This window comes from Mycobacterium heidelbergense (genome assembly GCF_050205645.1).
Classification (GTDB): Bacteria; Actinomycetota; Actinomycetes; order Mycobacteriales; family Mycobacteriaceae; genus Mycobacterium; species Mycobacterium heidelbergense_A.
This window is the reverse complement of record NZ_JBNMQT010000013.1, coordinates 25,043-44,979: the sequence shown is the minus strand read 5'-3', so window position 1 is coordinate 44,979 and position 19,937 is coordinate 25,043. Positions and strand designations below refer to the sequence as shown.

Here is a 19,937-nt window from a genome sequence, read left to right as displayed (position 1 = left end):
TCAGTGGTCGTCGGCAACCGAATCCAGATAGCCCTCCGCTACTGCGTGCTCGATGCTGTCGCTCAACTTCGGGCAGGACCGGGTGCGTGCGGTATCGCCGCCGGACTCGCGCACCTCGGCGAAGTGCGCGCAGCGCTGCGACGCCTCGGTGTTCCATTGCACCGCGGTGTGGCCCGGACCCAGGCGCCTGACGGTGACGGTGACGTGACAGAACCGGCAATCCACCGGCAGCAGCCCCGAGGTGAGGTAGCGATCGCGGTCCGCGCGTGTGGCGTCGGCGACCGCGGCGGCGCGCTGCGGATCGTTGGCGAAATCTCTTGACTTCGACCAGGATCCACCGCCCCGGCCGGTCCGGCTCTCGCGCTCGTCGTGGTCGTGATGATCGCCGTGCAGCAATAACATCGAACGCGCGAGTCGGTCGACGTCGGGGACCGCGGGCTGATCTTCGGACATGGGCCTAGTGTTGTTCGGCGGGTACCTCTTCGGTTGCGGGCTCGGAATCCCGCGCCTTCAGGTTCTCTTCGACCTCGGCGTTCCAGTACTCGTTGGCGCGTGTGGTGTCCACCTCGATCTCGAAGCGCTCCACCATTTCCGGCTTGATGTCGGCGACGTCAACATAGAACTGCTCGTACCAGCGGCGCAGCTGATAGACGGCGCCGTCCTCCTCGACCAGCAGCGGGTTGTCGATCCTGGTCTTGTGCTTCCAGATCTCCACGTCCTGCATGAAGCCCTTGCTGACGCCCTCGGTGAACACCCGCGACAGCTTGTCGGTCATCTTTTCGTCCATGCCCTTGGGCTTTTCGACGATGACGCCCCACTGCAGGACGAACGAATTCTGCGTGACCGGGTAGTGGCAGTTGATCAGGATCGACTCGGCCTTGTAGTCGCCGTATTTGTTGTGCAGCCAGTTGATCATGAACGACGGCCCGAAGTAGGACGCCTCCGAATCCAGGTGCGCCTCCCCGTACGAGGTCCCCAGGTCGTCGACGTCCGGGCGGCCCACGTTGTGCAGGTACTGCGAGGCGATGTGGCCCTCGAAGACGTTCTTGAAGTACGTCGGCAGTCCGAAATGGATGTAGAAGAAGTGCGCCATGTCGGTGACGTTGTCGATGATGTCGCGGCAGTTGGAGCCCTCGATCAGGACGCTGTTCCACCGCCAGTCGGTCCATTCGTCGCTGGCGGCCTCGGGGAGCTCGGGAACCCGCACCGCCGGATCCGGCGGATTGCCCTCGTGGTCGTGCCAGACGAACAGCAGGCCGCTGCGCACGTCGGTCGTCCAGGAGCGCGTGCGCGCCGTTTTCGGCGTGCGCTTGGCGTACGGGACGAGCTTGCAACGGCCGTCGCCACCCCAACGCCAGTCGTGGAACGGGCAGGCGACCTCGTCGCCCTTGATGGTGCCCTCCGACAGGTCACCACCCATGTGGCGGCAGTAGCCGTCCAGGATCTTCAGGTCACCGTGAGAGTCGGCGAAAACCACCAGCTTGGTGCCGAAGGCCTGCACCGCGTGCGGTTTCCCGTCCAGGAAGTCCTTCGCGACGCCCAGGCAGTGCCAGCCCCGGGCGTATCTACTCGGCAAGGCGCCGGGATCGATTTCCCGGATGCCGACCGCCTTGGTGTCGGTAGTCACCAGTCACCTCCAGTGGGTCTCTAACTAGAACACGTTACAGTTTTACGGTCGCCATGCGCAATGACGGTGGGTCTGGCCACGTGATATTCGCGCTGCGGTATATGTAAACGATGCCGCTGTTTTCTTTCGAGGGTCGCTCGCCTCGGATCGATCCCACCGCGTTCGTGGCCCCGACGGCCACCCTGATCGGCGACGTCACGGTCGAGGCGGGCGCATCGGTGTGGTTCAACGCCGTGCTGCGCGGCGACTACGGGCCCATCGTCGTACGCGAGGGCGCCAACGTGCAGGACGGGTCGATACTGCACGCGCCGCCGGGCATCCCGGTGGACATCGGTCCCGGCGCGACGGTGGCGCATCTGTGCTGCATCCATGGGGCTCACGTCGGATCCGAGGCGCTGATCGCCAACCACGCCACCGTGCTCGACGGCGCGGTGATCGGCGCGCGCAGCCTAATCGCGGCCGGGTCGCTGGTGCTGGCCGGCACCCAGATTCCTGCCGGGATGCTCGCCGTCGGATCACCGGCCCAGGTGAAGGGACCGATCGCCGGAACCGGCGCGGAAATGTGGGTCAACCTCAACCCGCAGGCCTATCGCGACCTGGCGCAGCGGCATATCGCCGGCCTCGAGCCGATCTAGACCTTCTTGGTGTTGGCGATCGCGCGATCCATCTCCCAGTACGCGCGCAGGGCGAGCATCTTGCCCTCGTCGTCGGCCTTGTAGGTGAACACGCCCTCCGCGGTGGTCTGGTAGTCGCCCGTGGTGATCAGGATGTGCCCGACGTTGGCTTCCTCGTTGCCGCACTGGTAGGTGTCGCGGAAGACGAACTCGATCTTGGTGGTGGGGGCGATCGCCTTGTCCCAGAACGCCGAGATCGCGTCGCGGCCCCGGTGCCCCTTGCCCTCCGGGTCGAAGGGCGACGGCCCGATGGGGTCCTCGACGATGGCGTCGTCGGCGAACACCGCCAGCCACGCGTCTTTGTCCCTGGCGATGACCGCCTCGCGGGAGCGGCGCCCGGCCTCGTGCGCGGGGTTCTTGGTCTTTTCCTGAGTCTCGGTCATTGTCAACCCCTTTCGGGCTTGTCGGCGCCGACCACCCACATCGAGTAGTACTGCGAGCCGCCGCCGTATGCGTGCCCCAACGCCTTTCGCGCGTTGGGCACCTGGTGATCCCCGCCCTTGCCCATCACCTGGATCGCCGCCTCGGCAAAGCGAATCAGGCCGGACGCACCGATCGGGTTCGACGACAGCACGCCGCCCGACGGGTTCACCGGGAGCCGCCCGCCGATCCGCGTTTCACCGGCCTCGGTGAGCTTCCAGCCTTCGCCCTCGGGCGCAAACCCGAGGTTTTCCAACCACATCGGCTCGAACCACGAGAACGGCACGTAGATCTCGGCGGCATCGATCTCGTCGATGGGGCTGGTGATGCCGGCCGCCTTCCACAGCGCGGCGGCCGCGTCGCGGCCCGCCTGCGGGCTGACCTGATCGCGTCCGGAGAACTGCAGCGGCTCGGTGCGCAGCGCCGTCGCGTGGATCCACGCCACCGGATGTCCTTGCGCCAGACGAGCATCGGCGATCTCCTCATTGCCGATGACGACCGCGGCCGCGCCATCGGACGATGGGCACGTCTCGTCGTAGCGGATCGGGTCCCACAGCATGGGGGACTCCATCACCTTCTCCAGGGTGATGTCGGGCTGGTGCAGGTGCGCCAGCGGGTTGCGGGCCCCGTTGAGCCGGTCCTTCACCGCGACCATGGCGCCGATGTTCAACGGAGCGCCCGAGCGGCGGATGTACGAACGGACGTGCGGTGCGAAATAGCCACCCGCGCCGGCGCCGACCGGCTTGATGAACGGGATAGGAATCGACAACGCCCACATGGCATTTGATTCCGACTGCTTTTCCCAGGCCATCGCCAGCACGCGCCGGTATTTCCCCGACTGGACCAGGCTGGCGGCCACCACACCGGTGGACCCACCCACCGAGCCCGCGGTGTGCACCCGGATCAGTGGCTTGCCGGTGGCTCCCATGGCGTCGGCCATGAACAGCTCCGGCATCATGACGCCCTCGAAGAAGTCGGGCGCCTTGCCGACCACGACGGCGTCGATGTCATCGAAGGTGGACCCCGAGTCGGCCAGCGCCCGGTCGATGGCTTCGCGCACCAGGCCGTTCATCGAAACGTCTTGCCGCTTCGCGACATACTTGGTCTGCCCGGTACCCAGTACCGCGGCGAGGACCGCTCCCGCACCGGCCATCAGTTCTTCCCTTCCATGACCGCGACCAGGTTCTGTTGCAGCGCCGGCCCGCTGGTGGCATGCGCCAACACACGCTCGGCCGATCCATCCCAGATATGTTGGGCCGCAAATCCGATGCGCTCGAGACCGGCGACGAACATCGGGTTGGCCGACAGCGTCCCGCCGGACGGGTTGACCTTCGTCGCCCCCGGAATCCGGATCGCCTCCGCGATGATCAAGTGCTGATGGGTGAAGGGCGCATGGATTTCGGCGACGTCGAGGTTGCGGATGTTCCCGCCGGTGGCCGCCTTGGTCGCGGCCGTCGTCGAGAGCGACTCGGTCAGGTCGCGTGCGCCCAGCACCGGCGTCTCGATGCGATGTTCGATTCCCGTGATCCAGGCGGGGTTTTCGCGCAGTTCACGGGCACGATCGTCGGCCGCGAGCACGATCGCCGCGGCACCGTCGGTGATCGGTGCGATGTCGTGGCGCCGCAGCGGGTCGGCGAAGAACGGCCGGTCGAGCAAATCGTCGATGGTGATCGCGGACTCGACGGAGTCCACCCGTTTGGCCTGCGCGAAGGAATCCAGGGCGACGCGCGCCATCTGCTCGAAACTCCACTTCTCGGCGTCGAGCCCGATGCGGGCCTGTAGCCCCGCGATCGACACCGAGTCCGGCCAGAGCGGCGCGACGGTGTAGGGGTCGGTCTGCCGCGACAGGACACGGCGCAGGGTTCCGGCCGAGGACTTGCCGAAGCCGTACACCAACGCGGTGTCGACCTCGCCCGTCAGGATTTTGATGTAGGCCTCGTAGAGGGCCCACGCGGCGTCCATCTCCACGTGCGATTCGTTGATCGGCGGAACCGCGCCGATCGAGTCGATCGCCGAGATGAACGAAAACGCCCGTCCGGCAAGGTAATCCGAAGAACCCGAACACCAGAAGCCGATGTCGGCCTTGGTGATGCCGAGGTCTTCGTAGAGCTCGGCGAAGCACGGCATCAACATCTCGACGCCGTTGGTGGTGCCGTCGGTGCGGCGGACATGCGGGGCGTGGGCAAAGCCGACGACCGCAACGTTGCGAGCGCTCATTGCAGGTAAGCCCTTTACAGGTGGTGCTTGTAGGTGTCGTACTCGGCGTCGGGTTCGCCCGTCGGCCGGAAGAACTCGATGTTGTCGATGCCAAAACCCCACTCCTCGCGAGGTTTCCACACCGCCTCGACGCGCATGCCCATCCGCACCTCGTGCGCATCGATATCGGCGACCAGATGCAGGAAGGGGATGTCGGCGCCGTCGAGCAGCACGTAGGCCGCCACATAGGGCGGTTTGATGCGCTGGCCCTTGAACGGGATGTTGATGATCGCGAACGTCGTCACCGTGCCCTTGTCGGGCAGCTCGACGAACTCGGTGGTGGGCTGGCCGGTGGCGGGGTCGGCGCCGTGCGGCGGGAAATAGACCTTCCCGTTCTTGCCGGTCTTCGCGCCCAGCAGCTTGCCCTCGGCGATGGCGCGCAGGTACGCGCTTTCCTCGTGCGAGGCGGTGTGCTGGATCGTCATCTCGATGGGCGTGACGATCACGTTGACCGGTTCCCGGTCGCCCTCGGTTTGCTCCGGCACCGGCTCGGCTTCCCCGCCCAAGGCGAAGTACGCGATGTCGGTGATCGCACCTACGGGCTCGTCGGCCCAGTGCACGTGCACCCGGGCGCCGCGCTGGATGGCCTCGGGTTCGCCGGCATCCACAGCGTGGAGCAGCGGGACGTCGGCACCGTCGAGCTTGATCAGCGCCCACGCGAACGGCCGGTCCAGCGGCTGGCCTTCGAGCGGCTCGGGCTGCCAGGTCCAGGACACGACGGTGCCGACCGCCGACACCGGTACCATCTCGCCCAGCGGCTCATAGGTAACCGGGTCATATTCCGCCGGCGGTACGTGTACCCGGCCATCGGATCCGCGCACCCCGAGGATGCGGCGCTCACGCAGTGCTGTGAAGAACTTGCTCAGCGTGGGGCCGACCGAACGGGTGTAGTCGAAGGACAACGTCAGTGGCGCGGAGAGTGGTGGCTCAGGGTGATCGATCAGGGTCGGGCCGCTCGAACTGGGTGTCACGCCTTCGAGTAGAACAGGTTCTAAGAATGGTTTCAACATCGGGTCGGCTGGAAGGGCGAACGTCATGAAGCTGGGTTTGCAGCTGGGGTATTGGGGCGCTTCGCCGCCGGAGAACGCCGGGGAACTCGTCGCCGCGGCAGAGTCGGCCGGTTTCGACGCCGTGTTCACCGCCGAGGCGTGGGGGTCCGACGCCTACACCCCGCTGGCCTGGTGGGGCTCGTCGACGCGGCGGTTGCGGCTGGGCACGTCGGTGATCCAGCTGTCCGCGCGCACCCCGACGGCCTGCGCGATGGCCGCGCTGACGCTCGATCACCTGTCCGGCGGCCGGCACATCCTCGGCCTGGGCGTTTCCGGCCCGCAGGTGGTCGAGGGCTGGTACGGCCAACGATTCCCCAAGCCCCTGGCTCGCACCCGGGAGTACATCGACATCCTGCGGCAGGTCTGGGCCCGGGAGAAGCCGGTGACCAGCGACGGCCCCCACTACCCGCTGCCGCTCAGTGGAGAGGGCACGACCGGCCTGGGTAAGGCGCTCAAGCCCATCACCCACCCGCTGCGCGCCGACATCCCGATCATGCTGGGCGCCGAGGGACCGAAGAACATCGCGCTGGCCGCCGAGATCTGCGATGGCTGGCTGCCCATCTTCTACACCCCGCGGCTGGCCGGCATGTACAACGAATGGCTCGACGAGGGGTTCGCCCGGCCCGGGGCGCGCCGCAGCCGCGAGGACTTCGAGGTCTGCGCGACGGCCACCATCGTCATCACCGACGACCGCGGCGCTGCCTTCGCGGCGATGAAGCCGTACCTGGCCCTCTACATGGGCGGCATGGGCGCCGAGGACACCAACTTCCACGCCGACGTCTACCGCCGGATGGGCTACGCCGAGGTGGTCGACGACGTGACGAAGCTCTTCCGCAGCAACCAGAAGGACAAGGCCGCGGAGATCATCCCGGACGAACTCGTCGACGACGCCGCGATCGTCGGCGACATCGACTACGTGCGTGAGCAGGTCAAGGTGTGGGAGGCCGCGGGCGTGACCATGATGGTGGTCAACGGACGCACTGCCGCGCAGATCAGCGAGCTTGCCACCCTGGTCTAGCGGGGTATTGCCGAACGAATAGAACGCGTTCTAGATTGGCCCGATGACAGCCTCGCAGCACACCATCGCGGGCACCGTACTGACGATGCCGGTACGGATCCGCAAGGCCACCCAGCACATGGCGATGTTCTCGGTGGACGCCGACGCCGCCCAGCGGATGATCGACTACAGCGGCCTGCGGGTCTGCCGTTACCTGCCCGGGAGGGCGATCGTGGTCCTGATGTTGATGCACTACATCGACGGCGACCTCGGCCAGTACCACGAGTTCGGGACCAGTGTGATGGTCAACCCGCCCGGATCGGACGCGAGCGGGCCCCGCGCCCTGCAGTCGGCGGGCGCCTTCATTCATCACCTGCCCGTCGACCAGCCGTTCACGCTGGAAGCCGGAACGAAGATCTGGGGTTACCCGAAAGTCATGGCGGACTTCACCGTTCGCGAGGGCCGTCAGTTCGGGTTCGACTGCACCGTCGACGGGCAACTGGTGATCGACATGGAATTCGGTCGCGGCCTGCCGTTTTCGCTGAGTCCACGCCAGCAGGAGCAGCGCACCTACTCCCACCGCGACGGTGTCACCCGCGAGACGGCGTTCGAACACACGCTTGACGGCGTGCGCACCCGACTCGGCGGGGTGCGCGTCCGGCTGGGCGATCACCCGTATGCGAAAGAGCTGGCGTCGCTGGGCCTTCCGAAGCGCGCGATGCTGTCCAGCTCGGTGGAGAACGTACAAATGATATTCGGTGACGCTCAGGAGATCTCATGACGACCGCGATGACCAGGCCCGACGTTGACCTGACCGACGGCGCTTTCTACGCCGGTGACTCCCGAGCCGTTTACCGCTGGATGCGGGAGCACGAGCCGGTCTTTCGCGACCGTAACGGGTTGGCCGCCGCGTCGACGTATCAGGCCGTGATCGACGCCGAGCGCAACCCCGAGTTGTTCTCCAATGCCGGCGGCATCCGACCCGACCAGGACGGCGTCGAGATGATGATCGAGATGGACGATCCGCAACACCTGTTGCGCCGCAAGCTCGTCAACTCCGGTTTCACCCGCAAGCGCGTCAAAGACCAAGAGGCCAAGATCGTTTCGCTGTGCGACACGCTGATCGACGCGGTGTGCGAACGCGGCGAGTGCGACTTCGTCTGGGACCTTGCGGCGCCGCTGCCGATGGCGGTCATCGGCGACATGCTCGGTGTGCGCCCGGAGGAACGCACGATGTTCCTCAAGTGGTCCGACGATTTGGTCAGCTTCTTGAGCAGCACCGCCGCACAAGAGGATTTCCAGGTATCGATGGATGCCTTCGCGGCCTACACCGAATACATGATGGGGATGATCGCGGCCCGCAAGGAGGAGCCGACCGACGACCTGGTCAGCGTCCTGGTGCACGCGGAGGTCGAGGGATCACGCCTGGAGGACCACCAAATCGTCACCGAGGTGCTGCTGCTGCTGATCGGTGGCGACGAGACCACCCGTCACACGCTGTCCGGCGGGACGAGGCAGCTGCTGCTGCACCCCGATCAGCACCGCCGTCTGGTCAACGACCTGGAGCTGCTGCCTAACGCCATCGAAGAGATGCTGCGCTGGACCGCGCCGGTGAAGAACATGGCGCGCACCATCACCGCCGACACCGAGTTCCACGGCACTCCGCTGCACCAGGGCGAGAAGATGATCCTGCTCTTCGAGTCGGCGAACTTCGACGAGAAGGTCTTCGACGACCCGGAGAGCTTCGACATCGAGCGCTACCCGAACAACCACCTCGCGTTCGGCTTCGGGACGCACTTCTGCCTCGGCAACCAGCTTGCCCGGCTGGAGCTGTCGATCATGCAAACCCGCCTGCTGCAACGGCTTCCGGACTTGCGGCTGGCGTCTCCAGACACCGCGCTGCCCCTGCGGCCAGCGAACTTCGTGTCCGGCCTCGAGAAGATGCCGGTCGCGTTCACCCCGAGCGCGGCGCTGGGCTGAGCATCGGTTTGCGCCTCGCGCAGGCTCCAGTCACATTGGCACCATTGGCCTCCGGCGGAAGGGACCATGCGTTGTGCCCGCCTCCGAGCGACAACGCATCAGCGCGCTAGAGCGAACGCACAGCTTGAGTTGTCGCTGCGAGGCGGGCAAATAGTCAGTCGGCCGGACGAGAGACTGATGTGGCAGGTGTGGCAATGCACCTTGCCGTTAGCGGTTTTGGAAATTCGGCTTGCGTTTCTCGGCGAACGCCCGCGGCCCTTCCTTGGCGTCGTCGGACAGGAACACCTTGATGCCGATCTGGGTGTCGATCTTGAAGGCGTCGTTCTCGTTGAGGCCCTCCGTCTCACGGATTGCCCGCAGGATCGCCTGCACGGCCAGGGGACCGTTGTTTTCGATCAGCTCCGCGATCTCCAGCGCCTTCGTCAGCGCCTGCCCGTCGGGGACGAGGTAGCCGATCAGGCCCATCTCCTTGGCCTCGGCGGCGGTGATGTGGCGTCCGGTCAGCAGCAGGTCGCAGGCCACCGTGTAGGGGATCTGCCGCACCAGTCGCACGGCCGATCCGCCCATCGGGTAAAGGCTCCACTTGGCCTCCGAGATGCCGAACTTGGCGCTTTCGCCGGCGACGCGGATATCGGTGCCCTGCAGGATCTCGGTTCCGCCCGCGATCGCGGGGCCTTCGACGGCGGCGATCAGTGGTTTGGTCAGCCGGCGGCCCTTCAGCAGGGCGTCGATGCGCGACGGGTCGTAGCTGCCGTCCTTGAATGAATCGCCCGGCGGCTTTTTGGTTGCTGTCTTGAGGTCCATCCCCGCGCAGAAATAGCCACCCGCCCCGGTGAGGATGCAGCACCGGATGTCGTCGTCGTTGTCGACGCGATCCCAGGCCTGGACCATGATTTCCATCATTTCCGTGCTCAGCGCGTTGCGGGCGTGGGGCCGGTTCAACGTGACGATCAGGGTGTGGCCGCGCTGCTCGACCAGCGCGTCGGGACCGGTCTGTTCGTTTGCTGGAGCGTCGGCCACGGCTACCGCCTTTCCGTCGACATGGGGCATGAGCTTGTCAAGAAATGTAACACGTTCTAATTTGGTGGCCGTGGCCCTGAATATTGCCGATCTCGCAGAGCACGCCATTGACGCTGTGCCGGACCGTGTCGCCCTGATCTGCGGCGACGAGAAGCTGACCTACGCGCAACTCGAGGAGAAGGCCAACCGCCTGGCGCACTACCTGATCGATCAGGGGGTGAAGAAGGACGACAAGGTCGGGCTCTACTGCCGCAACCGCATCGAGATCGTCATCGCGATGCTCGGCATCGTCAAGGCGGGCGCCATCCTGGTGAACGTCAATTACCGCTACGTCGAGGGCGAGCTGCGCTACCTGTTCGACAACTCCGACATGGTTGCGCTGGTGCACGAGCGCCAGTACTCCGACCGCGTGGCCAACGTGCTGCCGGACACCCCCAACGTCAAGACGATCCTCGTCGTTGAGGATGGCAGCGACGACGACTATCAGCGTTATGGCGGCGTCGAGTTCTACGCGGCGATCGCGCAGGGCGCGCCCGAGCGGGACTTCGGCGAACGCAGCGCCGACGACATCTACCTGCTGTACACCGGCGGCACCACCGGCTTCCCGAAGGGCGTGATGTGGCGCCACGAGGACATCTACCGGGTGCTGCTCGGCGGAACCGACTTCGCCACAGGCGAATTCGTCAAGGACGAGTACGACCTCGCCAAAGGCGCCACCGAGAATCCGCCGATGATCCGGTATCCGATTCCGCCGATGATCCACGGCGCCACCCAGTCCGCCACGTGGATGTCGATCTTTTCGGGCCAAACCACCGTGCTGGCACCGGAATTCAACGCCGACGAGGTGTGGCGCACGATTCACCGGCACAAGGTGAACCTGCTGTTCTTCACCGGTGACGCGATGGCCCGGCCGTTGCTCGACGCGCTGCTGGCCCATCAGGAGAAGGACAACGAGTACGACCTGTCGTCGCTGTTCCTGCTCGCCAGCACCGCGGCGCTGTTCTCGCCGAGCATCAAGGAGAAGCTGCTGGAGCTGCTGCCCAACCGGGTCATCACCGATTCCATCGGTTCCTCGGAGACCGGCTTCGGCGGCACCAGCATCGTCGCCAAGGACGCACCGCACAGCGGCGGCCCACGGGTGACGATCGACCACCGCACCGTCGTCCTTGACGAGGAGGGCAACGAGGTCAAGCCGGGCTCGGGCGTGCGGGGCTTCATCGCCAAGAAGGGCAACATTCCCGTCGGCTACTACAAGGACGAGAAGAAGACCGCCGAGACGTTCAAGACCATCAACGGCGTGCGCTACGCCATCCCCGGGGACTGGGCGCTGGTCGAGGAGGACGGCAGCGTCACGATGCTGGGCCGCGGGTCGGTGTCGATCAACAGCGGCGGCGAGAAGATCTACCCCGAGGAGGTCGAGGCCGCGCTGAAGGCGCATCCGGACGTGTTCGACGCGTTGGTGGTCGGGGTGCCCGACCCCCGTTACGGCCAGCACGTGGCCGCCGTCGTACAGGCCCGGCCGGGCTCCCGGCCGACGCTGTCGGAGCTGGATGCCTTCGTGCGCTCCGAGATCGCGGGATACAAAGTGCCGCGCAGCCTTTGGCTGGTCGACGAGGTCAAGCGCTCGCCGGCCGGCAAACCCGACTACCGCTGGGCCAAGGAACAGACCGAGGCGCGGCCCGCCGACGACGTGCATGCCGCTCACGTAACTGCCTGATCCGTCGGGCTGTGTGACCGATTTCGTCAAACACCATCCGGCGGCGCCCACCGGTTTCTTCGGCTGGGAAGCGGCCGGCCTGCGCTGGCTTTGTGTTGACGGCGGCGTGCCGTGCGCGCAGGTCGTTTCTTTCGACGCGACCAGCCTGACCCTGCGGCGGCTTGAGTCGGCGGCTCCGAGCCGCGAGGCGGCGCGCGTGTTCGGCAATCGGCTCGCGGTCACCCACGACGCGGGTGGCGCGGCGTTCGGCGCGGGTCCCGACGGGTGGGAGGGGCCCGGGTTCTTCGGGCCGCTATCCCAGCCCTTGCCGATGTCGCTGCGGCGGCATTCGCGCTGGGGCGATTTCTACGCCGACGAGCGGTTGGTCCCGATGGCCGAGCTCGCGGCGCCGCGGCTGGACGCTTCGACGCGCGACGCGGTCGACTCCGTGGTGGCGCGCTGCCGTGCGGGCGACTTCGACGACGACGACCCGCCCGCCCGGCTGCACGGCGATTTGTGGAGCGGCAACGTGATGTGGACGCCCGGCGGGGTGGTCGTGATCGATCCGGCCGCGCACGCGGGGCACCGCGAGACCGACCTGGCGATGCTCGCGCTGTTCGGCTGCCCGCACTACGACATCGTCCTCGCCGGCTACCAAGAGGTGCGACCGCTGAAACCCGGCTGGCGCAACCGCATTGGGTTGCACCAACTCTTTCCGCTGCTGGCGCACGTCGTGCTCTACGGCGGCGGGTATGCGGAGCAGACGCGCGCCGCTGCCCGCGCCGCGCTAGCCGCCTGAAGGCCGGTCCACTGCCCGATTGCTCGCCTCGCCCCCTCGCCGCTGCGCGGCTGGGGGTACCCCCACCTCCCGCCGCTTCGCGGCGCGCATCGTCGGCGAGCTAGTGTCAAATCTCGATGACGATCGACGTGTGGATGCAGCATCCGACCGCGCGGTTCCTGCGCAGCGACATGCTGGCGTCGCTGCGGCGCTGGACCGGTGGCACCATTCCGGACGGCGACATCCCCATCGACGCGACCGTCGCGTCGATGGACGCCGCCGACGTGGGGCTGGGCCTGCTCAGCGCGTGGCGCGGGCCCGGGGGCCTGGATCTCGTCTCCAACGACGAGGTCGCCGAATGGATTCGGTTGCACCCCAACCGGTTTGCCGGCCTGGCGGCCGTCGATCTCGATCACCCGATGGAGGCGGTCCGCGAGCTGAGGCGCCGCGTGAGTGAGGGATTCGTGGGCCTGCGGGTGGTGCCCTGGCTGTGGAATGCGCCGCCCACCGATCGGCGCTATTACCCGCTGTTCGCCGAATGTGTCGAATCCGGTGTGCCGTTTTGCACGCAGGTCGGTCACACCGGCCCGCTGCGGCCGTCGGAGACCGGACGTCCCATCCCTTACATCGACCAGGTGGCCCTCGACTTTCCGGAGCTGGTGATCGTGTGCGGGCACGTCGGCTATCCGTGGACCGAGGAGATGGTCGCCGTCGCCCGCAAGCACGAGAACGTCTACATCGACACCTCGGCCTACACGATCAAGAGGCTCCCGCAGGAGCTCGTCCGGTTCATGAAAACCGGTACCGGACAACGCAAAGTCCTGTTCGGCACCAACTACCCGATGATCGGCCACGCCCACGCGCTCGCGGGGCTCGACGAACTCGGATTAGACGACGAGGCTCGCCGCGACTTTCTGCGCGGCAATGCCGAACGCGTTTTCAAACTGGAGGCAGTCAAGTGAACGGTGCCCAGGCCCTGATCAACACCCTGGTCGACGGCGGCGTCGACGTCTGCTTCGCCAACCCGGGCACCTCGGAGATGCATTTCGTCGCCGCACTCGACGACGTCGCGGGGATGCGCGGTGTGCTGGCCCTCTTCGAAGGCGTCGCCACCGGCGCGGCCGACGGTTACGCGCGCATCGCCGACCGGCCGGCGGCGGTGCTGCTCCATCTGGGCCCCGGATTGGGCAACGGCCTGGCCAACCTGCACAACGCGCGCCGGGCCCGGGTGCCGATGGTGGTCGTCGTCGGCGACCACGCGACGTACCACAAGAAGTACGACGCGCCACTGGAATCCGACATCGACGCGCTGGCCGGCAGCGTCTCGGGGTGGGTGCGCCGGACGGGTTCGGCCGGCGATGTCGCGTCCGACGCTGCCGAGGCCGTCGCGGCCAGCCGGTCGGGCTCGTGCATTTCCACCCTGATCCTGCCCGCGGACGCGTCCTGGTCGGACGGCGCCCAGCCCGCCAAGGTGGTACCCGTGCAACCCGCCAGCGCCGATCCGCTCCTGGCACCCAAGGTGCTGGAGGTGCTGCGGTCGGGGGAGCCCGCGGTGATCATGCTGGGCGGGGACGCCACCCGCGGACCCGGGCTGGCCGCGGCCGCGCGGATCGCCGCGGTGACGGGCGCGCGTCTGCTCTGCGAGACGTTCCCGACGCGGCTGGAACGAGGCGCCGGTGTGCCCGCCGTCGAGCGGCTCGCGTACTTCGCCGAGGCCGCCGCGGCCCAGCTGGACGGGGCCAAACATCTGGTGCTGGCCGGCGCGAAGTCGCCGGTGTCCTTCTTCGCCTACCCGGGGATGCCCAGCGACCTGGTCCCGGCCGGCTGTGAGGTGCACACGCTCGCCGGACACACCGGCGCGGCCGGCGCGCTGGCAGCGTTGGCCGACGAGATCGCGCCCGGAACCGTCGCGGAAGTGGCACCCCCGTCGCGCCCGCAGCTGCCGTCCGGGCAGCTGACCTCCGCGTCGGCCGCCGACGTGATCGGTGCGCTGCTGCCGGAACGGGCGATCGTCGTCGACGAGGCCAACACGTCGGGCGTGCTGCTGCCGCAGGCCACAGCCGGCGCGCCGGCCCACGACTGGCTGACGCTGACCGGCGGGGCGATCGGCTACGGCATCCCGACCGCGGTCGGCGCCGCGGTCGCCGCGCCTGAGCGCCCAGTGCTGTGCCTGGAGTCCGACGGGTCGGCCATGTATACGATTTCGGGCCTGTGGAGCCAGGCGCGGGAAAACCTCAATGTGACCACCGTCGTCTACGACAACAGCGCCTACGACATCCTGCGGATCGAGCTGGCCCGGGTGGGCGCAGGGTCTGCGCCCGGCCCCAGAGCGCTGGACCTGCTCGACTTATCGCGCCCGACAATGGATTTCGTCAAGATCAGCGAAGGGATGGGTGTTCCGGCCCGCCGCGTCACCACCGCGGAAGAATTCGCCGATGCCCTGCAAGCGGCCTTCGCCGAACCGGGGCCGCACCTGATCGACGCCGTCGTCCCGTCAATAACGCGCTAGCCCGGGGATTCGGCTGAGGAGCCACTCCGACAGCGCGTTGAGGACCTCGACGCCCGTCTCGAACACCCCGTCGTGGACCTCGGCCGCCAGCGCGACGCCCCATTGACCGGAGGGTGTGGGGACGATCCCGAACTGCCGGACCAAATAGTCACCATTTACCCCCGGGCCCCAACCGCCCTTCGCCGCAAGGCCTTTAGCGGCCAGGCCCCACCGCTGGCCGGCGGTGAGGCGCTGCATCAGGTCGACGACGTCGCCCGCGTCGGGGATAGACGTCAGCTCGGCGGCGAAGCGCGCCTGCCGCTGGAGGGTCCAGGGTGTTTGGCCAAATGCCGTGTAGCCGCGGCGAAGTCGGCGCGATTCGACCACGGTGGCGGTGTCACCCCCCTCGGCGATGACGCCCTGCACTAGCCGTGCCGCGTCCGCCGGATCGCCCAGGCCGGACCACAACTGCTCGGACGCGCGGTTGTCGGATTCCGTGATGGCTTTCACGGCCAGGTCTTTGGCGCGCAACCAGTCACTGCGCAACGCCGCGATGGCCAGCGGCACTTTGATCGTCGACCAGGCGACACCGGACCACCACCGGCCCAGCGAGTAGGTGCGGTCCGGGCGGGCGATCGCGATGCCGACGCTCGCGGGCACCGCGGCGGCAAGCTGTTCGAAGCTCGCTTCCAGCGCGAGTTCGAGGGGTCGGGACGTCATGTGCTTACCGGCGGATCGGCCACACGGGTTCGCTGCAGTCGACACCCTCGGACGACAACTGTCGCTTGAGCACCTTGAAGGTCACCGTCCGCGGCAGCTCCGCGCTGACCCTGACGTACGACGGCCACTGCTTGGGTCCTAAGTCCGGTTGTTCGGCCAGGAAGGCCCGGAATTTCTCGGGGTCGAACTCGCTCCCGGGCGCCAGCACCAACGCCGCCATCACCTGGTCACCGACGACCGGATCGGGCACCGCGTACACCGCCACCTCGGTCGCATCAGGATAGCGCAGCAGCACCCGCTCGATCGGCGCCGCGCCGAGGTTCTCGCCGTCGACCCGCATCCAATCGCCAAGTCTCCCAGCAAAGTAGGCGTAGCCGGACTCGTCGCGGTAGGCGAGGTCGCCGCTGTGATAGATGCCGCCGGCCATCCGCTCGGCCTCGGCGGCCTCGTCGTTGTAGTAACCCTCGAAACGGCCCGACCCGGCCGTGTTCACCAGCTCGCCGACCACTCCCGCCGGGCACGGCTTGCCGGTGTCGGGGTCGACGATGTCGAGCCCCTCGGTGAGCGGGCCCAACGCGCCGGGCGGCGTATCGGGGGTGCGCGCAATGGCCACCCCGCCCTCGGTGGAACCGAATCCGTCCTGCACCACACAGCCGAACCGCCGTCCGAAGCGCTCGACGTCGGCGGGGACGCCCTCGTTGCCGTACACCGCCCGCAGCGGATTGTCCGCGTCGTCGGGCCGCTCGGGCGTGGCAAGGACATACGACAACGGCTTGCCGACGTAGTTGGCGTATGTGGCGCCGTACCGACGAACATCGGTCAGGAAGTTCGACGCAGAGAACTTGCGCCGCAAGGCCATTGATCCCCGGCACGCTGCCGCCACCGCCCAGCCCACCAGCACCGCGTTGGAGTGAAACAACGGCATCGACACATAGCAGACGTCGTCGCGGCCGAGATCGAATCGCTGCGTCATCGTCGCGCCGGCGATCGCGACCTTGCCGTGGCTGCACTTCACCGCCTTGGGATCACCGCTGGTGCCCGACGTGAAGATCAGCATGAACAGGTCGGCGGGCGACGCGGACTGGAAGCTGGGTTCGGCGTCCCGGTGCGCGGCCACCTCGTCGGCCCATTCGGCGGAATCGACGTTGAGGTGCTCGGTATTGCCCAGTGTGGCAGCCGATTTCGAATCGGCCAGGACCAGCTGGCAGTCGGCCCGGTCGATATCGCGGACCAGCGCCTCGCCGCGTCGCACGGGATTGAGGCCGACCGGCACGATCCCCGACATCCCGGCCGCGACCAACACCGCCGAGAAGAACGGCGTGTTTTCCAGCAGCACGCCAACGTGCGGTGGTCGCGCGGGGTCGAGACGCTCGCGCAGCGTTGCCGCGATCGCGGCGCCCTGCTGGATGTGATCACGCCAGCTGATGAACGAGTCCTCGAAGAAGACACCCCGGTCGTCGATCTCAGCCAGTGGCACCAGCAGGTTGGTGACCGTAAGGTCACCCGCGGCGCTAGGCAGGGGTTTCCGCCAGCTCACGGCCGATCCGACGCAGCTGGCCGGTCGCGCCGCCCAGCGCGAACTCGGTCTCTTTGGCGGCCAGGAAATAACGGTGCACCGGGTGATCGGTGTCGACGCCGACGCCGCCGTGCACGTGCACGATGGTGTGCGCCACCCGATGTCCGGCATCGGCGGCCCAGAATGCCGCGCTGGCCACGTCGATGTCCGCCGGCAGGTCTTCCGAGACGCGCCATGCCGCCTGCGTGAGCGTCAGCCGCAATCCCTTGACGTCGATGTATCCGTCGGCCAGCCGCTGCCCGACGGCCTGGAAACTGCCGATCGGCCGGTCGAACTGCTCGCGGGTGCGCGCGTATTCGGCCGTCATCTGCAATCCCCGCTCGAGCGCGCCGAGCTGAAACGCGCTGCGGCCCAGGGTGGCGAGCGTCTCGAGCCAGACCACCACCTCGGCGCCGCCGACCTTCCGGCCGGCGCCTACCTCGGTCCCGTCCAGCGTCAGCTGCCCCGCGCTGCCCAAGCCCGTGGTCTGCAGCGCGGTCACCGTGACGCCCGGGTCGTCGGCAGCGATCAGAAAAACGGCGGCGCCGGAATCGGTTTGGGCGGGAACCAGAAACGCGTCTGCGACCGGCCCGAAGCTGACCTGGGTGCGAGTGCCGGTGAGACGGTGGCCGTCGCCGGCGGCGGCGGCCTGCACTGGCCCCTCACCCATCTCGCCGTCGAGGGCGACGGTGAGGATCTTCTCCCCGCTTACTGCCGGCGCTCCCCACTCCTGCTGCAGTTCCTCGGAGCCAAACCGGGCCAGCGCCCCGGCGGCCAGGACGACCGAGTCCAGGTAGGGCACCGCGGCCAGTTGGTGGCCCAGCGCGACCAGCACGGCCGTTTGCTCGAGCACGCCGAAACCGTCGCCGCCCAGCGTCGCCGGCGCCGCGCTGGTCAAGATGTCGGCGTCGACGAGCTTGCTCCACAGCTCGCGGTCGAACCGTTGGTCAAGCCCGTCCAACTCGCGTTGGTGTTCCGGTGTGCACACCGCGTCCACGATGGTGTCGACCAGCCCACCGAGGTCGTTCGCCGCTTCGGTTGTCGTGAAATCCATGAATGTTTCGTCCTTAGAAAGTCAGCGGCTGGCTCGGGGCAATCCCAGCGCGACCATCCCGATGATGTCGCGCTGCACTTCGTTGGTGCCGCCCCCGAAGGTCAAGATCAGGCACGCCCGGTGCATCCGCTCGACGCGGCCGCGCAACAACGCGCCCGGCGAGTCCTGACGCAGCGTGGCCGCGGTGCCCAACACCTCCATCAGCAGCCGGTAGGCCTCGGTGGCCAGCTCGGTGCCGAACACCTTGGCCGCCGACGCGTCGGCTGGCGACAAGTTCTCACTTGCCGCCGACGCCAGCTCCCAGTTGATCAGTTTGAGAACCTCGGCCTTGGCGTGCACGCGGGCCAGGTTGAGCTGCACCCACTCCGAGTCGATGAGCCGGGCCCCGCTGGCGTCCTTGGTGTGTTGCGCCCACTCACGAACCTCGCGCAGGGCCACGATGATGGGCTGCGCTGACACCAGGGCGACCCGCTCGTGGTTCAGCTGGTTGGTCACCAGCTTCCAGCCGCCGTTCTCCTCGCCGACCAAGTTGGTCACCGGCACCCGGACGTCGGAGTAATAGGTGGCGCTGGTGTCGGGGCCGGCCATGGTGTGCACCGGCGTCCAGGAGAAGCCGTCCGCGCTGGTCGGGACGATCAGCACCGAAATGCCGCGATGCTTTTTCGCCTCGGCGTTGGTGCGCACCGCCAACCAGACGTAGTCCGCGTACTGAATCAGGCTGGTCCACATCTTCTGACCGTTGACCACGTAGTCGTCGCCGTCGCGGACCGCGGTGGTGCGCAGGTTAGCCAGGTCGGTGCCGGCGCCGGGCTCGGAGTAGCCGATCGAGAAGTGCAGGTCGCCCGCCGCGATCTTGGGCAGGAAGAACTTCTTCTGCTCGTCGGTGCCGAAGGCCATGATCGTCGGCGCCACGCTGTTGATGGTCAGGAACGGCACCGGCGCCCCGGCGATGGCGGCCTCGTCGGTGAAGATCAACGAGTCCATCGGCGACCGATCCTGGCCGCCGTACTCCTTGGGCCAATTCAGGGTCAGCCAGCCGTCCTTGCCCATCTGCGCGACCGTCTCCCGGTACACGTTGCCGACGCCGATTTCGCCCTGCGTCGAGCTCAGCGCCTCGCGGCGCTCCGGGGTCATCAGCGTGGTGAAGTACGACCGCAGCTCGCGACGCAGCTCCTCCTGTTCAGGGGTGTAACTGATGCGCATTCCAGCCGTCCTTTGTTCAACGTGACGGGCCATTCTGGCCGCCGCGGCTCGACCAACGGCTACCCGTTCGTCTTCCCGGTTGTAACACGTTCTAGTCTGGGAATCCAGCGACCGTTTCGCCAGACGCACCGGGGCCCTATGGTGGAGCTACCTACCGATGGGGCGCGTGCTCAGGTTGAAGGCCAGGTTCAAGGAGGGTGCCGTGCGGGTGATCGTCGATCGTGACCGGTGTGAAGGTAACGCGGTGTGCTTGGGAATCGCGCCGGATATCTTCGACCTGGACGATGAGGACTATGCCGTCGTGAAGACCGATCCGATTCCCTCCGACCAAGAACAACTGGCCGAGCAGGCGATCGCCGAATGCCCGCGCGCCGCGTTGCTGCGCGAGGACTAGGCCGCGACCGGCGCCGGGCAACCCGA

At 67.4% G+C, this 19,937-nt stretch carries 20 protein-coding genes; 9 read left to right on the top strand and 11 right to left on the bottom strand.

The genetic code is table 11. The features are described from left to right. Together ACQI5H_RS16230 and ACQI5H_RS16225 are read right to left on the bottom strand one after the other, a co-directional pair. Window positions 1–453: a hypothetical protein gene (locus ACQI5H_RS16230; protein WP_427080363.1), complete on the bottom strand. Its 453-nt coding sequence runs from the start codon at window positions 451–453 to the stop codon at window positions 1–3. 4 nt (window positions 454–457) lie between these two features. Further along, window positions 458–1,627, bottom strand: coding sequence for a Rieske 2Fe-2S domain-containing protein (locus ACQI5H_RS16225; protein WP_427080362.1), 1,170 nt, complete (start codon window positions 1,625–1,627; stop codon window positions 458–460). 110 nt (window positions 1,628–1,737) lie between these two features. Between ACQI5H_RS16225 and ACQI5H_RS16220 the strand changes: the two genes are divergently transcribed. Next, window positions 1,738–2,262, top strand: a complete 525-nt coding sequence (locus ACQI5H_RS16220; protein ID WP_427080361.1) for a gamma carbonic anhydrase family protein — start codon at window positions 1,738–1,740, stop codon at window positions 2,260–2,262. Here ACQI5H_RS16220 and ACQI5H_RS16215 read toward each other — a convergent pair. From ACQI5H_RS16215 to ACQI5H_RS16200, 4 genes are read right to left on the bottom strand one after another with little or no spacing between them, the layout of a single operon-like run. Further along, window positions 2,259–2,684 (bottom strand): nuclear transport factor 2 family protein, encoded by a 426-nt coding sequence (locus ACQI5H_RS16215; RefSeq protein ID WP_427080360.1) that lies wholly within the window; start codon window positions 2,682–2,684, stop codon window positions 2,259–2,261. The genes ACQI5H_RS16220 and ACQI5H_RS16215 overlap by 4 nt on opposite strands. A gap of 2 nt (window positions 2,685–2,686) precedes the next feature. After that, complete coding sequence (locus tag ACQI5H_RS16210) at window positions 2,687–3,874, bottom strand: thiolase domain-containing protein (protein ID WP_427080359.1); 1,188 nt, start codon at window positions 3,872–3,874, stop codon at window positions 2,687–2,689. Continuing rightward, window positions 3,874–4,938 carry a thiolase domain-containing protein gene (locus tag ACQI5H_RS16205; protein WP_427080358.1) on the bottom strand — a complete coding sequence of 355 codons (1,065 nt, stop codon included), beginning with the start codon at window positions 4,936–4,938 and terminating at the stop codon, window positions 3,874–3,876. Before ACQI5H_RS16205 ends, ACQI5H_RS16210 begins: the two co-directional genes overlap by 1 nt. A gap of 14 nt (window positions 4,939–4,952) precedes the next feature. Next, a complete protein-coding gene (locus tag ACQI5H_RS16200; RefSeq protein ID WP_427080357.1) occupies window positions 4,953–5,948 on the bottom strand; it encodes a Zn-ribbon domain-containing OB-fold protein in 996 nt (331 codons plus the stop codon). A gap of 64 nt (window positions 5,949–6,012) precedes the next feature. On the opposite strand from ACQI5H_RS16200, the gene ACQI5H_RS16195 reads away from it, so the two are divergent. From ACQI5H_RS16195 to ACQI5H_RS16185, 3 genes are read left to right on the top strand one after another with little or no spacing between them, the layout of a single operon-like run. After that, on the top strand, window positions 6,013–7,044 hold the full coding sequence (locus tag ACQI5H_RS16195) for an LLM class F420-dependent oxidoreductase (protein WP_427080356.1): 1,032 nt from the start codon (window positions 6,013–6,015) through the stop codon (window positions 7,042–7,044). 43 nt (window positions 7,045–7,087) lie between these two features. Next, a complete protein-coding gene (locus tag ACQI5H_RS16190) occupies window positions 7,088–7,804 on the top strand; it encodes an acetoacetate decarboxylase family protein (protein ID WP_427080355.1) in 717 nt (238 codons plus the stop codon). Window positions 7,805–7,812: 8 nt separating this feature from the next. Then, a complete protein-coding gene (locus ACQI5H_RS16185; RefSeq protein ID WP_427080442.1) occupies window positions 7,813–9,003 on the top strand; it encodes a cytochrome P450 in 1,191 nt (396 codons plus the stop codon). Window positions 9,004–9,210: 207 nt separating this feature from the next. Here the strand turns inward: ACQI5H_RS16185 and ACQI5H_RS16180 are convergent, their stop codons facing one another. Then, a complete protein-coding gene (locus ACQI5H_RS16180) occupies window positions 9,211–10,053 on the bottom strand; it encodes a crotonase/enoyl-CoA hydratase family protein (RefSeq protein ID WP_142245456.1) in 843 nt (280 codons plus the stop codon). A gap of 34 nt (window positions 10,054–10,087) precedes the next feature. Between ACQI5H_RS16180 and ACQI5H_RS16175 the strand changes: the two genes are divergently transcribed. The 4 genes from ACQI5H_RS16175 to ACQI5H_RS16160 all read left to right on the top strand — a co-directional run bounded on the left by ACQI5H_RS16175 (window position 10,088) and on the right by ACQI5H_RS16160 (window position 15,006). Beyond that, window positions 10,088–11,740, top strand: a complete 1,653-nt coding sequence (locus ACQI5H_RS16175) for an acyl-CoA synthetase (protein ID WP_427080354.1) — start codon at window positions 10,088–10,090, stop codon at window positions 11,738–11,740. A 13-nt stretch (window positions 11,741–11,753) separates the two neighbouring features. Continuing rightward, window positions 11,754–12,518, top strand: a complete 765-nt coding sequence (locus tag ACQI5H_RS16170; protein ID WP_427080353.1) for a fructosamine kinase family protein — start codon at window positions 11,754–11,756, stop codon at window positions 12,516–12,518. A 116-nt stretch (window positions 12,519–12,634) separates the two neighbouring features. After that, the gene (locus ACQI5H_RS16165) at window positions 12,635–13,459 is read left to right on the top strand and encodes an amidohydrolase family protein (protein ID WP_427080352.1); all 825 of its coding nucleotides are present in this window, start codon (window positions 12,635–12,637) and stop codon (window positions 13,457–13,459) included. Further along, complete coding sequence (locus ACQI5H_RS16160) at window positions 13,456–15,006, top strand: acetolactate synthase large subunit (protein ID WP_427080351.1); 1,551 nt, start codon at window positions 13,456–13,458, stop codon at window positions 15,004–15,006. Before ACQI5H_RS16165 ends, ACQI5H_RS16160 begins: the two co-directional genes overlap by 4 nt. Here the strand turns inward: ACQI5H_RS16160 and ACQI5H_RS16155 are convergent. From ACQI5H_RS16155 to ACQI5H_RS16140, 4 genes are read right to left on the bottom strand one after another with little or no spacing between them, the layout of a single operon-like run. Beyond that, window positions 14,992–15,705: a serine hydrolase gene (locus tag ACQI5H_RS16155; protein ID WP_427080350.1), complete on the bottom strand. Its 714-nt coding sequence runs from the start codon at window positions 15,703–15,705 to the stop codon at window positions 14,992–14,994. The genes ACQI5H_RS16160 and ACQI5H_RS16155 overlap by 15 nt on opposite strands. A 4-nt stretch (window positions 15,706–15,709) precedes the next feature. Continuing rightward, window positions 15,710–17,224, bottom strand: a complete 1,515-nt coding sequence (gene fadD17 / locus ACQI5H_RS16150; RefSeq protein WP_427080441.1) for a long-chain-fatty-acid--CoA ligase FadD17 — start codon at window positions 17,222–17,224, stop codon at window positions 15,710–15,712. Continuing rightward, window positions 17,217–18,314 carry an acyl-CoA dehydrogenase family protein gene (locus ACQI5H_RS16145; protein ID WP_427080349.1) on the bottom strand — a complete coding sequence of 366 codons (1,098 nt, stop codon included), beginning with the start codon at window positions 18,312–18,314 and terminating at the stop codon, window positions 17,217–17,219. The genes fadD17 and ACQI5H_RS16145 overlap by 8 nt, the downstream gene beginning before the upstream one ends. 21 nt (window positions 18,315–18,335) lie before the next feature. After that, the gene (locus ACQI5H_RS16140; RefSeq protein ID WP_427080348.1) at window positions 18,336–19,517 is read right to left on the bottom strand and encodes an acyl-CoA dehydrogenase; all 1,182 of its coding nucleotides are present in this window, start codon (window positions 19,515–19,517) and stop codon (window positions 18,336–18,338) included. 202 nt (window positions 19,518–19,719) lie between these two features. On the opposite strand from ACQI5H_RS16140, the gene ACQI5H_RS16135 reads away from it, so the two are divergent. After that, the gene (locus tag ACQI5H_RS16135; RefSeq protein WP_076064349.1) at window positions 19,720–19,911 is read left to right on the top strand and encodes a ferredoxin; all 192 of its coding nucleotides are present in this window, start codon (window positions 19,720–19,722) and stop codon (window positions 19,909–19,911) included. Window positions 19,912–19,937 lie beyond the last annotated feature (26 nt).

What these genes read in the sequence shown, in the direction of transcription:
- ACQI5H_RS16230 (WP_427080363.1), bottom strand. Translation starts at nt 453, where the DNA reads ATGTCCGAAGATCAGCCCGCGGTCCCCGACGTCGACCGACTCGCGCGT.
- ACQI5H_RS16220 (WP_427080361.1), top strand. Translation starts at nt 1,738, where the DNA reads ATGCCGCTGTTTTCTTTCGAGGGTCGCTCGCCTCGGATCGATCCCACC.
- ACQI5H_RS16215 (WP_427080360.1), bottom strand. Translation starts at nt 2,684, where the DNA reads ATGACCGAGACTCAGGAAAAGACCAAGAACCCCGCGCACGAGGCCGGG.
- ACQI5H_RS16210 (WP_427080359.1), bottom strand. Translation starts at nt 3,874, where the DNA reads ATGGCCGGTGCGGGAGCGGTCCTCGCCGCGGTACTGGGTACCGGGCAG.
- ACQI5H_RS16205 (WP_427080358.1), bottom strand. Translation starts at nt 4,938, where the DNA reads ATGAGCGCTCGCAACGTTGCGGTCGTCGGCTTTGCCCACGCCCCGCAT.
- ACQI5H_RS16195 (WP_427080356.1), top strand. Translation starts at nt 6,013, where the DNA reads ATGAAGCTGGGTTTGCAGCTGGGGTATTGGGGCGCTTCGCCGCCGGAG.
- ACQI5H_RS16190 (WP_427080355.1), top strand. Translation starts at nt 7,088, where the DNA reads ATGACAGCCTCGCAGCACACCATCGCGGGCACCGTACTGACGATGCCG.
- ACQI5H_RS16185 (WP_427080442.1), top strand. Translation starts at nt 7,813, where the DNA reads ATGACCAGGCCCGACGTTGACCTGACCGACGGCGCTTTCTACGCCGGT.
- ACQI5H_RS16180 (WP_142245456.1), bottom strand. Translation starts at nt 10,053, where the DNA reads ATGCCCCATGTCGACGGAAAGGCGGTAGCCGTGGCCGACGCTCCAGCA.
- ACQI5H_RS16165 (WP_427080352.1), top strand. Translation starts at nt 12,635, where the DNA reads ATGACGATCGACGTGTGGATGCAGCATCCGACCGCGCGGTTCCTGCGC.
- ACQI5H_RS16155 (WP_427080350.1), bottom strand. Translation starts at nt 15,705, where the DNA reads ATGACGTCCCGACCCCTCGAACTCGCGCTGGAAGCGAGCTTCGAACAG.
- ACQI5H_RS16145 (WP_427080349.1), bottom strand. Translation starts at nt 18,314, where the DNA reads ATGGATTTCACGACAACCGAAGCGGCGAACGACCTCGGTGGGCTGGTC.
- ACQI5H_RS16140 (WP_427080348.1), bottom strand. Translation starts at nt 19,517, where the DNA reads ATGCGCATCAGTTACACCCCTGAACAGGAGGAGCTGCGTCGCGAGCTG.